The following is a 12,332-nucleotide window of genomic DNA, read 5'->3' on the forward strand; positions in this document are numbered from 1 at the left end:
CTTACAACTATTTACCGTTTGGCGCTACTTATCCGGGCAAACTCGATATGCTATCATAATGAGAGAAATATGTTCGGATAAGGAGATTCTTTCATGCTCGCTTTGATTTATCGTACTTTCCCGGCAATGTCGGAAGTGTACTTTCGTCGTTTCTGGCTGAGCCAATGGGTCGCTTTGATCGGTCTATGGATGCAGCTTACCGCCCAGCAATGGCTGGTCTATTCATTGACCGGTTCACCATTGTTGCTCGGTCTTTTAGGCGTCGCTCAATTTGGCCCGATCATGCTCTTTTCATTGCCGGCCGGTGTTGTGGTGGATCGTATCGCCAAACGTTCCCTCGTTCGTTTTACACAGGCGGCTTATTTCGTGCAAGCGCTCCTGCTCGCATTGCTCGTTTTCACCGGTTGGGTCAATTACTATAATGTATTATTTTTAGCTTTCTTATACGGTTGCATTCAAACTATCGACACTCCGGCGCGGCAATCGTATGTCGCGGAATTGGTACAACCGAAAAATCTGCGCAGCGCCATCAGTATGAATTCCGCCAACTTTAATGTCGCCCGTATGATCGGTCCGGCCATAGCCGCGGTAGTGATGGCTAAGTACGGCGCGGGATGGCTCTTTTTCGCCAACGCCGTTTTGATGATCCCGGTGCTTTGGACGTATTGGAATTTGCCGATCGTCGGTGCGCCAAAGGCGAAGGAGCGCGTCCAAACGCCGCTGTCGGATATGCGCGACGGCATTTCGTATGCGGCGCACAACATGCCCGTTTACAGCACGTTGATTGTGCTTTTCATCATTTCCACTTTTATTATGAATTATAATGTTATCTCGCCGGTATATGCGGATTTAATTTTACATCGCGGGGTGACCGGTTTCGGACTAATCACGTCAGCGATCGGTGTCGGTTCTTTTACTGCCGCCCTGCTTTCCGCTTCGCTCGCCGACGGCCGGCCCAGCGCGCGGCTTCTTTTCGGCAGCGCTTTAACGGCCACTTCATTACTGTTCATTTTAGCACTGGTTGATTCATTCTATTTGGCTCTTGGCATGTTCGCCGTGTTCGGCTTTTTCGTCTTGACGTTTTTAATCAGCGCCAATACGTTGGTGCAAATGAATACGGAGCTTGCCTATCGCGGCCGGATTTTATCATTGTATTCGCTTGTTTTCTTAGGCGCGACGCCGCCCGGTAATCTGCTGACCGGTTGGCTGATCGAATGGCTCGGCGTACGTTTCGGCATCATGACTTGCGCGCTGCTCTCTTTCCTGTTGCTTATTCCGATCGGTCGCCATGTTTACCTGCGCCTGCAAAAAGATCCCCATGCGTTTCAGGTAAATCCGTAAAATATTGGCAAACCGGAACATTTACTACGACATGCAGGCATCGCCCTAAACAGTTCTTTAACTCTTAATTTACGGCAATAAAAAAGAGGCGTAAAACGCCTCTTTTTTGTTTCTTCATTAGAAGAAGTAGTTGAGTTCAACGCCCCACATGTTGCCATCACGACCCGCAATATCTTCAGCGTCAGCATCAACATCAATGTTAAATGCGTAGTAAGCGCTCAGCATAACATTCTCTACCGGTACGAAGCTGGCCTGCGCCTGCCAGTAGGTTGTTTTACCGTAGAAAGAGAGCTCCATCGGATCACCGAGCGTCATGGTCGTGCCGCCTAAGTAAGCTCCCGGTTCAACGCTTACATAGTCAGCACCGATTTCGAAGGAACCGACTTTGCTCGTGTCGGCAGCGCCGAAGAGTACTCCCGCGGTCCAGAGTTCCGGATCGTTGTCGACCTTCGTGTTGCGTACATAGTCGCCACGGAGCTGCAGCGCATCGTTGAACCGGTAGTTCAAGCCGGCGCCCCAGAATTCCAAGTCGTCTTTTATAAATACGGGATTACCACCTTGGTCTACGCCATCTTCAAGTTCAGCATCCGGCACGTTCAGGTAGAAAGCGGCAACGCCAAGACCATCCGTCAAGTCGGTCCCCGCCTGTACGAACCAAGCTTTCGGAGCTTTGCCATTAAAGGCATATTCTTTCACCTCATCGGTGAAGTCTTTCATGTAGCCGTAGCCGACTGCCAAGTTGAAGTCTTTACCAAAGTTGATTTCCGCACCATCAAATGTAGAATCATAGAATACGCCCGTCGCGCCGAGAGTCAAGTCGTAACGGCCTGCTTTCGCGCCGAAATTATCGTTGAAACCGTGTTCAATATACAATTGATCAAGGTTCAGTTCCGGGTCTTGATCTTCGCTGTCAAAACCGAAGCTACCCGAGCTGATGCGAGCGGTTACCTTGGTGTTGTCCGATACTTTCGCGTTAGCCTGGAGGCGAACACGCATATCGAAATAATCTTTATCGTTCTCGTCCATGTAACGAACGCGAGCGTCACCGGTCAATTTTACGTTGCCTACACGGTTTTCCAAGTTGGAAACACGTACGCCGAGGCTGTTCAGTTCGTTCGCGAATTCGTCAGCCAAACGGTTCAATTGCGCCTGTTGTTCCGCGTTCAACTGATCCTGTTTTACCATCGCGCGAGCGACCATCTGCGCCATTTCAAAACGGGTAATGTTTTGCTGGCCTTTGAATGTTCCATCCGGGTAGCCTTCGACTACGCCTTCAGCGGCGAGTTGGGATACTGCCTGGTAAGCCCAGTCGTTCGGAGTTACATCCGAGAACGGATTCGGGGCCGCGAATGCTGTCGTTGCGCCGAGGACGCAAGCAGCTGCCAATACTGTTGCCAATTTTTTGTTCATCATTGACACTCTCCTTTTACAAAATATAAATCCCATTGCTCTTTTTGTGCAGGAGAATCTTGGAATGCGAGTTGCCTGGTTTCCTCTATCCCGCGCTTCTCCCATTAAACAAGTCAGAGCTCAACTTGTCTAAATTGTAATAATTATAGCAGATATCCCTAAGAATTTGCTAGTGTTTATCAATTTTATTTTAGTCATTGATTGCATAATTAAAATAACCGCCGGGAATATCTCCTGACGGTTATTTTTAATTCCAGACAATTCTTTTATCAAAGCCAAAAATACAGGCAGGTTGCCACCGCGAGCGCAAAACGATAGTACGCGAACGAAGCCAGGCTTGAATTATTTAAAAATTTCAAGAACCACAGTACCGACGCATAAGCAACGACGGCGGCAGTGACAAAGCCCAATGCAAAAATGCCGAAATCGCTCCAATGCAAATACCGCCAAATTTTCAATAAATCATAGGTGCATGCTACAAACATCAACGGCGCGGCCATGATGAATGAAAAATCCGCGGCCGCTTTGCGGGAAATGCCGAGTAACAGCCCGCCCGAAATCGTCGAGCCGCTACGCGAAAATCCGGGCCATAAAGAAAGAACTTGGAATACGCCGATCAGAACCGCCTGTTTTGTCGTAATGGCGTCGACATCGGCAGTGCGCGTTCGAATATTAACACGTTCCGCAAACAACATCAGAATGCCGCCCAAGATCAAACCGATAACGACCGTTTGCCAGCCGAATAAGTACGTCTTAATAAAGTGATGCGTCAAGTAGCCGATCGCCATCGCCGGCAGCATCGCGCAAACCAGGTTGTAGCAGGAAGTACCGCGTTTTTTGAACCAGTTTTCGCGCCGCAGCATCATTTTAAATTTATCTTTATAAATCAAAAGCACCGACAAAATCGCGCCCAACTGAATAAACACTTCAAAGACGCTTTCTTTCGTGCCGGAAAAGCCGATCATATCTCCGACAATGATCATGTGTCCGGTACTGGATACCGGAATATATTCCGTGATACCTTCCACAATGCCGATGATTAACGCGGCAAAATATTCATACATAATTCGTTCCTCCTGCATGTAATTCTTAGGCTAATAAACCTTGATAAAACAATTTATTCAACACCATTCGATCGGTCGGGAATGCCAGCTCCGGCAAATACCGATAGTGAAAATAACGCGCATCCGCCGCGTCATCCGAGGCTTGCAAATCCCCGCCCGTTACCGTGCACATAAACCAGCAGCCGACACTGAGCGCCGCCGGTTGATGGAAGTTGGACTCTACTTCATAAATGCGCTCGGCCGTAACGGCAAGACCCGTTTCCTCCGCCATTTCCCGAACCAATGCCGCGCGGATATCTTCGCCCCACTCAATATGGCCGCAGGGAATACACCATTTCCCCGGATAGGTTTCGCCGGCGGCGCGTTGGACCAGCAGTATCGCGCCTGTGTCATTCAAAACAATTCCCGCCACCGCCGCCATCGGATTGCGGTACAAAAATTTTTCGCAGTGCGGGCAATACAAGCACGGCGGCTCTTTATCCGTTTTCGTTACCAAGGGTGTGCCGCAATATGGGCAATAGCGATAATCCATGCCGCCTCCACAAAAAAGAAGAACCGCTTCCGCAGAAGCGGTTCCTCAGCTATGGTTACATCAGTCCAGCGTAATGACCTGTTTCGGATCATCAATGTCAGTACTGAAATAATTTTCTTTACTGTTATGTTCCAATTTTAAAGTCTTGCCGTCAAACGAACCGCGCCAGCCAACGATAATGGTATGATCCTGACTGAGCTTTTTAATGATTTCCAGCGGCTCTAATTTAAAGATCGGTGCAAAGAGGATTTCCACGCCGTCTAAAATCACAATGTCCGCAGCAAGCGCCTTGAATGCTTTCACAAAAGATTCTTTAGCTTCCACCTTGCGCTCTTCATTTTCCATTTCAAACAGTTTTTCCATTAAAAGCTCTTTGGCTTCCACGTAAGTATAATCTTCCGCTCGTTCCACTTCCCGCAAAAGTTTACTTTTCCCCGAACCGGCACCGCCGACCACAAAGAGTAACTTTTCCGGTAATTCCTGAACTTCCTGTACACGTGCCTTTACATCTGCAACTGTCACCATGCTATCACGCCCCTGTACAATTTTGTTATGGTTATTATAATATAGATTTTCTGAAATAGCTAGACTTGCGCGTCGGATTTATCTTGTGATGTGCGCGTAAAACCGTAGCGTTCCTCCGGCGTAGCCGCCTCGCTGATCCGCCCTTGCGTCAAAATGATATCCGTTAACTGATCTTTTTGCGTATCCAACACAAAAACCAGGTAGATTCGCTTCGCAAGATTTTGCGGGTAATACAATAATGCCGTTTGCTGTTGATCACCCGCATACACGATGGCATTCGGTTCGCCGTAAATATGTATCACCGTCGAAAGGCTGTCACCAATCGCAATGCCTTTATCCGTCGCCACATTTGTATTGCGTAAAAATACGCGTTTTATTCTTTGCGTCTTGCTTTCTACCGTTACCCCGAAGTCACCATGCATCCAAATTTCGGTTTCTCCCTGCGTCAAATGCGTTTCCCACTCCGACCAGGAGGGCTCTTGATACATTGTTCCCGGAACAAAACCCAATAGCGATGCCGGCGTATTGACGATGAATGACAAGTCATGTTTCTCTTTGGGTACAGCGACATATGCCAGCTGCATGGACTTGACCTGCAATTCATGTATGGCAAAGGTCAATTCATAGTTAATTTCATTTTCGTACAGCCGATAGCGGTAGTACGAAGTTTTTGTCGACGACTCATATTCTACTCGAGAAGGCGTGCCGTATACGCGGATTACATTTTCACGGCTGTTGCCGATGCCGATACCACGCGGTGTCATGAGCTTTGTTTTGGTGACTGTAAGCGCGCTGAGTCCGGTCAGTGTTCGTATCGGTTCCACCCCGATCGTCGCAGCCGTTTTTTGACCATACGGCAAGCTCTGTTGTACTGTCGCTTCCGCCTCTTTAAAATGGTAGCGATCGATACGATTTCCCCGCATGATTGTCAAGGGCGCTCCCAACACGCCGGTTAATCTCTCCGGATCGTCACCGAGACGCAGGCCTCCTATAGAAAAATCTTGCGCCGTAAGCGATTCGTTTTGAATTTTAGCAACACTCCATACGAGCATTTTCTGATTCCCGTCAGGACCCGTTTCCTGGCGCGCGGCACCGGCCTCTGAATTGACTCCCGGCGGCGTCACCGTCTTGGTTGTCATATCCGCTTGTGCTGCGGCAAAACACGGTAATGATATGGCGCAAGCGGCGATCAAGAACTTTTGTAAACTGTATTTTTTCATTATGTCCTCCACGGTACTTAATTTAACCGTTTGTTTCCCTTGCTTTCAATTATACCAAAATACAATGTGGTAAAATATTCTTAGATAGATTCTGTTTTTTAAGGAGGTTTTCCTATGTTACGCAAATGGATTTTAGCAGGCTTACTTGCCACCGGTCTTACCGCCACCGGAATGTACGGCGTGCAGGCCGCTGTAATGGATGCTACGGCGCCGCAACGCACTGTCTCGGTCGAGGGCCAGGCACAACGCGAGCTGGTTCCGAATAAAGCGCAAATGCGTTTCGGTATCGAAGGGCAAGGCGCGGATGCCAAAGTAGCGAAAGAAGCCTACGATCAACGCATGCAATCGGTAGTGGCTGCCCTTAAAGCGGCCGGCGTGAAAGATAAGGACTTGAAAACCGCCAATTTCTTAATTACGCCGGTATATACGTATCCGAAAGATGGCACTGCACCGAAAATCGAAGCGTATCGCGTGACCAACGAAATCGTCTTCGAAACGAAAGACACCGCTCTTTTGAGCCGCGTGTTGGATTCTGTTGTAAACGCCGGTGCCAACACGGTTTCCGATGTTCAGTTTGTCGTGGATCAACCGCAACAGTTGAAAGACGAATTACTGGCCGAAGCCATTGACAACGGTCGGCGCACCGCGCAAGTGATAGCGCGCGCGGGACATGCCCGTCTGGGACGCCTGATGAATGCCAGCGTCGCTCCGACAAATGAATACTGGGCGGCTCCAATGATGGCGCGGGCATCGTTTGATAGCGCACCTTCCACGCCTCTTTTCCCCGGCAGTCAAAAGGTATCGATGCGCGTCAGCCTCGTGTTTGAGTTAGTCGATTAAAGGAGTTCATATGGCAACAGAATGGAATACTCTGACTCCCGCCGAAGCCGCCGCCAAATTTATCGGCGCTGTTCGCGGCGGTGTATTTTTAACGACAGGTACGCTTACCGAAGCCAACTCAATGTATTTAAATTGGGGATCGATCGGTTACCGTTGGCGACGATATGTTGTCACGATTTGCGTAAAGCCGTCACGATACACGCATGAACTTTTAGAAAAAAGGGATGAGTTTACGATCTCCGTCCCCTTGCTTGATGATTATCGCCCAATGCTTCAATATTGTGGCACGCACAGCGGCCGCGATGAAGATAAAATAAGCGCGGCGGGTCTGACTCTTTGCGCTCCCAAACAAGGCAGTACACCGGTGTTAGGCGGCACGGGATGGATGCATTTGGAATGTCGTACTTTGCAGTCGCTGGCATTTCCTAAAGAGAGTTTGGATCCGGAAATTTTCAGTTTCTTTTATGATCGTGATCCGGATGATGTACATACGTTTTACGTAGCGGAAATCATGAGCGCTTACGAAGTATGATTTTTTTGCAAATAGCCGTTCTTTTGAGCGGCTATTTTCTTTTTGTATATCACGAAAATACATTTGTCTATTGTCTTTCCACATTTATTTCGCTATAATAAGCGTATTAAATTGTGGAGGGAAGAATATGATTAAAAACTTTTGGCGCTGGGTCAATGAAACCAGCTTGGTGAAATTGATTCTTGTCGGAATCATTTTGGGGATCCTGCTCGCCGTATTTATTCCCCAATGGGCAGCTTCCATTTCGATTTTGGGTACGTTATTCGTTAATGCCTTAAAAGCGGTTGCGCCTGTCCTCGTATTTGTCCTGGTAATGGCGGCACTGGCTACCAAACGCGCCGGCGCTTCCAGCAACATGCGACCGCTCCTGGTACTTTACGTTGTGAGTACCTTCGTCGCTTCGCTGACGGCCGTCGCGGCTTCGTTCCTGTTCCCGACAATTTTACAACTGCAAGTCACCGATGCGCAGCTCGCTCCGCCGACTAATATTATCGAAGTCATCCGTACTGTTGTTCTGAATATCGTGGATAATCCCGTACATGCACTCATAAATGCCAATTATATCGGTATATTGGCCTGGGCGAGTGTCATGGGAATTGCGCTCCGTCAGGCCAACGACACGACGAAGCAGTTGATCTCGGATTTTGCGCAAGTGATCACACAATTGGTACAATGGGTATTGCGCTTTGCTCCGATCGGTATTTTCGGCTTAGTCGCGTCCACCATTGCCGAAAGCGGCTTTGGCGCCCTCATCGGTTATGTAAAATTACTGGCGGTATTACTGGGTTGCTTCTTCTTCATCGCATTGGTGATGAATCCTTTAATCGCCTTTGTCAAAATGCGTATCAATCCGTATCCGCTTGTTCTGACAACCCTGCGTGAAAGCGGTTTGTACGCCTTTTTCACTCGCAGTTCCGCCGCGAATATTCCGGTTAATATGAACCTTTGCCAAAAACTCGGTTTGGATGAAGATACGTATTCCGTGTCCATTCCGCTGGGTGCCACCATTAACATGTCGGGCGCAGCGATCACGATTGCGGTACTGACACTTTCTGCCGTGCATACACTCGACATTCCGGTCGATTTTGCGACGGCGTTTCTCCTCTGTGTCATTTCTGCCGTCGGTGCCTGCGGCGCATCCGGTGTAGCGGGCGGTTCGCTTTTACTGATACCTCTGGCCTGCAGCCTGTTTGGTATCAGCAATGACATTGCCATGCAAGTCGTCGGTGTCGGGTTTATCATCGGTGTTTTGCAAGACTCCTGCGAAACCGCTTTAAATTCTTCCAGCGACGTGCTTTTTACCGCTGTTGCAGAGTTTGCCGAACGTCGTAAAGAAGGTCGTTTATAGTTATTAAATAAAAAACGGTATCCTTTTGAGGATACCGTTTTTTTCTTTATACTTTACCTTCCACAAAATATCTTGTCCACATCGAAACTTCATTTAAGCTCGGATGCGGTGCCATCGTTTCACTCACCGTTTGCACACGTTGCGGTAAAAGTTCACGCACTAAGCCTCGATCGCGCAATTTTTGCACCGTCTCCGAACCGATCCCCGGATGAATCGGCGTCAGTTCCATAGTCCCCGCATTCAACAAATTCACATACGGCTGGAGTAAAACAGAAGCCTGATACCCCACCATATGAGCGCCCAAAATAATTTGCGTCGGACGATCAATCACCAGCTTGATGAACCCGTCTTCCGGACTCCCGTGCGTGATGCCGAGCGCATAGGCTTTAACAGTATCAGAGTAATAATGTAACGCGGTCTGCACTTTATATCCCTGTTCTTTGGCTGCTTTTTCCGTCAAGCCCACATGCGCCGCTTCCGGATGCGTATAGGTAACGACCGGAACATTCGTGTAGGTTGCCCAGCGCCATTTTTGCGGATCTTTCTCTTCATACAAGTTATGGGCAATAATGTCTGCTTCATAGTTCGCTTTGTGCCGGAACGGCGCCTGCCCATTCACATCGCCCAACGCGTAAACACCCGTCTGGGATGTTTCCAAAAACTCGTTTGTGATGATGTTACCTTTAGCGTCCGTTTTAATCTCCGTCTTCGCCAAATCCAGCCAATCTGTATTGGGAACAATCCCCGCGGCTACGAAAACAACATCCGTGGTAAAGGTCTTATTTTCTTGCGTCGCGCGATCGCTGATCGTACAACGGATCTCCCCACCGTCTTTGCGAACACTTTCGACCGACTGATTGGTATAAACGGTAACACCCGAATTTCGCAAGGACCGCAAAACGAATTCCGAAATTTCCGGTTCTTCACGCGGCACAAGATATTGATTATGCTGCACCAAAGTCACGTTGACGCCCAATGCGGAAAAACTGTGTGCAAATTCGGTACCGATCGGGCCGCCCCCCAAGATCGTCATGGTCTCGGGCAACGTTTTAAGAAAGCGATCACCGAAAAAAGATTCGCTTGTTAAATATGGAATGGTTTCCAAGCCGGGCACATCGGGAATGTTGGTGCGCGCCCCCACTCCCAACACAATGATCGGTGCGGTAATATCTGCCGTCTTACTTGCGTCACAAGTGACTTGGAGTGTATCTTTACCGATGAATTTCGCGGTGCCGTGATAAACATCCAAATTTTCACGTTGCTTATAATCTTTCGCCATAGTTTGCGAGACGTTGATTTGTTTCCAAAGCCGTCGCGAAATAACTTCCCAATCGAGCGTCGGTTTTTCTCCTTTAACTCCCATTTCGGCCCAACGTTCCGTATCCCGCAATGCATCCGCCGCCGTTACCATAACCTTCGTCGGAATGCAGCCGTGATTGAGGCAGGTACCGCCAAATTTAGCACGTTCCACTACTGCTACCTTTTGCCCGCGTTGCAATGCAGTTTCCAACACGGTCAGAGCGGCGCCGGTGCCCACTACGATTAAATCATATTTTTTTACCATGGTATCTCCCATCGTTTGCATTAATGATTACTCATTTCCTTTATTTTAACATGGGGACGAAATAGAATTTTTTAAGATGCTATAATGAAAAAAAGACTACGCAAAGGAGGTTGCTATGACACGCACAAATGCATCCTATCAAGAACGACTGAAAGCATTTCAAGCCCTTTTACAAAATCATCAACGTATTGTTTTTTTCGGCGGTGCCGGCGTATCTACCGAATCCGACATCCCAGACTTTCGCGGGACGCACGGTATCTTTAACCGTGACACGGGTACGCCTTACTCGGCGGAAGAAATGGTCTCGCATCATTTCTATGTTGAGCATCCGGAAGAGTTTTTCAGTAATTACAAAGTACGCCAAGGTATGATGAAGGATGTACAACCGAATCGCGCCCATATAATGCTCGCCAAATTGGAAAAAATGGGTAAACTCCAAGCGATCATCACGCAAAATATCGACGGTTTACACCAACGTGCCGGCAGCCAAACCGTTTACGAACTGCACGGTTCCATTCATCGCAATTACTGTACAAAATGCCATGCATCATATTCTATTGACGATATTATCGAACGCAGCAATCCGATACCGCATTGTGACAAATGCGGCGGCATTATCAAGCCGGATGTCGTTCTATTTGAGGAACCATTGGATAACGATACGGTTTTCAACGCGATTCAAGCGATTCGTGATGCTGATATGCTGATTATCGGCGGCACCAGTTTAGTGGTTTGGCCGGCCGCGGGATTCATTCATGAGTTTAGCGGCGATGCAATAGTGTTAATTAATCAAGATTCCACTCCGCGCGATCAAGCGGCCAATATTTTATTTCGCGAGTCTATCGGTCAGGTATTGGAAGACGCGATCTCGCCTTTACTTACATAAAAAAACACGGCTTGCGCCGTGTTTTTTTGTTTCTGCTGTTTCGTGTTTTCTCATTGATTCTTTTGCGGATGGTGTTTTGCCGCCACTTCCGTGCGACGTTTACGAGCACGATTACGACCGACTTTAATTTGCGGTAACGGTCCGCCGATGACGTGACGTAAATGATCCGGCCAAGCGTAATCGACTGCTAACGCCAACAGCATAGCCAACAACGCCGCTACCGACCAAGGCACGAAAATAGTCAGCGCCTGCTCGCCGATCAGGCACCACAGTAAAAACAGTCCCATCCCGACCTGACCGACATAACCCCAGCCAATGGCATATACATAGCGAAGCCAACCGCTGTTTTTCTTTTGCTCCATTATGGTTCCGAAATAATAGGCAGCGGTGCCGACCGAAATCGCCAGCATCAAATGTCCGGCAATTCCCAGCGGTAACCCCTGCCAATAGCCAACCATAATAAAACCTATAAATCCGACCAATGCGCCGATGATTGGTGCCATGATGAGTGCTGCCAAGTAAGGAGCAAATGCTGTTAAATTAACATACGGAATAATTTGCAAACCCATTCCGGCGATACAAATCATAATATATGCAAAAGTAAATAAGACAAGACGTTGACGTGACATGCAAAAACTCCATTTCTCAGCGTAAGTTATTTAAATTATAGCATTTCACTTCTGCTTCGCCAACTGCACCCAATCACATAATAAAAAAGCGCTGCTCATGCAGCACTTTTTTATTAATGATTATTTTTCAATGGCACTGACAACGCCCGCGCCGACGGTGTGACCGCCTTCACGAATCGCGAAACGCAAACCTTCTTCGATCGCGATCGGCGTGATCAGTTCGATTTTCATCGTTACGTTGTCGCCCGGCATGCACATTTCTGTGCCTTCCGGCAGTTCGATGTTACCCGTTACGTCCGTTGTACGGAAGTAGAACTGCGGACGGTAGCCGTTAAAGAACGGAGTGTGACGGCCGCCTTCTTCTTTCGTCAAGACGTATACTTCTGCCGTGAATTTGGTGTGCGGATGAATGGTGCCCGGTTTCGCCAGTACCTGACCGCG

Annotated in this window: 13 protein-coding genes; 5 read left to right on the top strand and 8 right to left on the bottom strand. The window is 48.4% G+C overall.

Features of this window, described 5'->3' with window-relative positions; genetic code table 11:
- Window positions 1-93: 93 nt before the first annotated feature.
- Complete coding sequence (locus tag HNR45_RS01740; RefSeq protein WP_159821773.1) at window positions 94-1,341, top strand: MFS transporter; 1,248 nt, start codon at window positions 94-96, stop codon at window positions 1,339-1,341.
- Window positions 1,342-1,458: 117 nt separating this feature from the next.
- Here HNR45_RS01740 and HNR45_RS01745 read toward each other — a convergent pair whose 3' ends face one another.
- The 5 genes from HNR45_RS01745 to HNR45_RS01765 all read right to left on the bottom strand — a co-directional run bounded on the left by HNR45_RS01745 (window position 1,459) and on the right by HNR45_RS01765 (window position 6,092).
- Window positions 1,459-2,754, bottom strand: coding sequence for an S-layer homology domain-containing protein (locus HNR45_RS01745; RefSeq protein ID WP_235020546.1), 1,296 nt, complete (start codon window positions 2,752-2,754; stop codon window positions 1,459-1,461).
- Window positions 2,755-3,020: 266 nt separating this feature from the next.
- The gene (locus HNR45_RS01750; protein WP_159821771.1) at window positions 3,021-3,815 is read right to left on the bottom strand and encodes an undecaprenyl-diphosphate phosphatase; all 795 of its coding nucleotides are present in this window, start codon (window positions 3,813-3,815) and stop codon (window positions 3,021-3,023) included.
- A 25-nt stretch (window positions 3,816-3,840) separates the two neighbouring features.
- Window positions 3,841-4,347 carry an NUDIX hydrolase gene (locus HNR45_RS01755; RefSeq protein ID WP_159821769.1) on the bottom strand — a complete coding sequence of 169 codons (507 nt, stop codon included), beginning with the start codon at window positions 4,345-4,347 and terminating at the stop codon, window positions 3,841-3,843.
- 60 nt (window positions 4,348-4,407) lie between these two features.
- Window positions 4,408-4,872 (bottom strand): BREX-3 system P-loop-containing protein BrxF, encoded by a 465-nt coding sequence (gene brxF, locus HNR45_RS01760; protein ID WP_024048643.1) that lies wholly within the window; start codon window positions 4,870-4,872, stop codon window positions 4,408-4,410.
- 59 nt (window positions 4,873-4,931) lie between these two features.
- Window positions 4,932-6,092, bottom strand: coding sequence for a hypothetical protein (locus HNR45_RS01765; protein ID WP_159821767.1), 1,161 nt, complete (start codon window positions 6,090-6,092; stop codon window positions 4,932-4,934).
- A gap of 114 nt (window positions 6,093-6,206) precedes the next feature.
- Between HNR45_RS01765 and HNR45_RS01770 the strand changes: the two genes are divergently transcribed.
- From HNR45_RS01770 to sstT, 3 genes are all read left to right on the top strand, one after another.
- The gene (locus HNR45_RS01770; RefSeq protein WP_159821765.1) at window positions 6,207-6,932 is read left to right on the top strand and encodes an SIMPL domain-containing protein; all 726 of its coding nucleotides are present in this window, start codon (window positions 6,207-6,209) and stop codon (window positions 6,930-6,932) included.
- Between the two features lie 10 nt (window positions 6,933-6,942).
- On the top strand, window positions 6,943-7,464 hold the full coding sequence (locus HNR45_RS01775) for a flavin reductase family protein (protein WP_159821763.1): 522 nt from the start codon (window positions 6,943-6,945) through the stop codon (window positions 7,462-7,464).
- Window positions 7,465-7,591: 127 nt separating this feature from the next.
- Window positions 7,592-8,812: a serine/threonine transporter SstT gene (sstT, locus tag HNR45_RS01780; protein ID WP_159821761.1), complete on the top strand. Its 1,221-nt coding sequence runs from the start codon at window positions 7,592-7,594 to the stop codon at window positions 8,810-8,812.
- A gap of 46 nt (window positions 8,813-8,858) precedes the next feature.
- Here the strand turns inward: sstT and HNR45_RS01785 are convergent, their stop codons facing one another.
- Complete coding sequence (locus tag HNR45_RS01785; protein ID WP_159821759.1) at window positions 8,859-10,376, bottom strand: dihydrolipoyl dehydrogenase family protein; 1,518 nt, start codon at window positions 10,374-10,376, stop codon at window positions 8,859-8,861.
- Between the two features lie 115 nt (window positions 10,377-10,491).
- Here HNR45_RS01785 and HNR45_RS01790 point away from each other — a divergent pair, with 115 nt between their 5' ends.
- The gene (locus HNR45_RS01790; RefSeq protein ID WP_159821757.1) at window positions 10,492-11,262 is read left to right on the top strand and encodes an NAD-dependent protein deacylase; all 771 of its coding nucleotides are present in this window, start codon (window positions 10,492-10,494) and stop codon (window positions 11,260-11,262) included.
- 50 nt (window positions 11,263-11,312) lie between these two features.
- Here HNR45_RS01790 and HNR45_RS01795 read toward each other — a convergent pair whose 3' ends face one another.
- Both HNR45_RS01795 and HNR45_RS01800 read right to left on the bottom strand, forming a co-directional pair.
- On the bottom strand, window positions 11,313-11,891 hold the full coding sequence (locus tag HNR45_RS01795) for an ECF transporter S component family protein (protein ID WP_159821755.1): 579 nt from the start codon (window positions 11,889-11,891) through the stop codon (window positions 11,313-11,315).
- A 120-nt stretch (window positions 11,892-12,011) separates the two neighbouring features.
- Window positions 12,012-12,332 (bottom strand): EF-Tu C-terminal domain-related protein (locus HNR45_RS01800; RefSeq protein WP_478219582.1); only part of this gene is annotated, 321 nt, incomplete at its 5' end.

Source organism: Negativicoccus succinicivorans, assembly GCF_014207605.1.
GTDB lineage: Bacteria > Bacillota > Negativicutes > Veillonellales > Negativicoccaceae > Negativicoccus > Negativicoccus succinicivorans.

Coding starts and splice junctions, on each gene's coding strand:
- HNR45_RS01740 (WP_159821773.1), top strand. CDS start 94: ATGCTCGCTTTGATTTATCGTACTTTCCCGGCAATGTCGGAAGTGTAC.
- HNR45_RS01745 (WP_235020546.1), bottom strand. CDS start 2,754: ATGATGAACAAAAAATTGGCAACAGTATTGGCAGCTGCTTGCGTCCTC.
- HNR45_RS01750 (WP_159821771.1), bottom strand. CDS start 3,815: ATGTATGAATATTTTGCCGCGTTAATCATCGGCATTGTGGAAGGTATC.
- HNR45_RS01755 (WP_159821769.1), bottom strand. CDS start 4,347: ATGGATTATCGCTATTGCCCATATTGCGGCACACCCTTGGTAACGAAA.
- brxF (WP_024048643.1), bottom strand. CDS start 4,872: ATGGTGACAGTTGCAGATGTAAAGGCACGTGTACAGGAAGTTCAGGAA.
- HNR45_RS01765 (WP_159821767.1), bottom strand. CDS start 6,092: ATGAAAAAATACAGTTTACAAAAGTTCTTGATCGCCGCTTGCGCCATA.
- HNR45_RS01770 (WP_159821765.1), top strand. CDS start 6,207: ATGTTACGCAAATGGATTTTAGCAGGCTTACTTGCCACCGGTCTTACC.
- HNR45_RS01775 (WP_159821763.1), top strand. CDS start 6,943: ATGGCAACAGAATGGAATACTCTGACTCCCGCCGAAGCCGCCGCCAAA.
- sstT (WP_159821761.1), top strand. CDS start 7,592: ATGATTAAAAACTTTTGGCGCTGGGTCAATGAAACCAGCTTGGTGAAA.
- HNR45_RS01785 (WP_159821759.1), bottom strand. CDS start 10,376: ATGGTAAAAAAATATGATTTAATCGTAGTGGGCACCGGCGCCGCTCTG.
- HNR45_RS01790 (WP_159821757.1), top strand. CDS start 10,492: ATGACACGCACAAATGCATCCTATCAAGAACGACTGAAAGCATTTCAA.
- HNR45_RS01795 (WP_159821755.1), bottom strand. CDS start 11,891: ATGTCACGTCAACGTCTTGTCTTATTTACTTTTGCATATATTATGATT.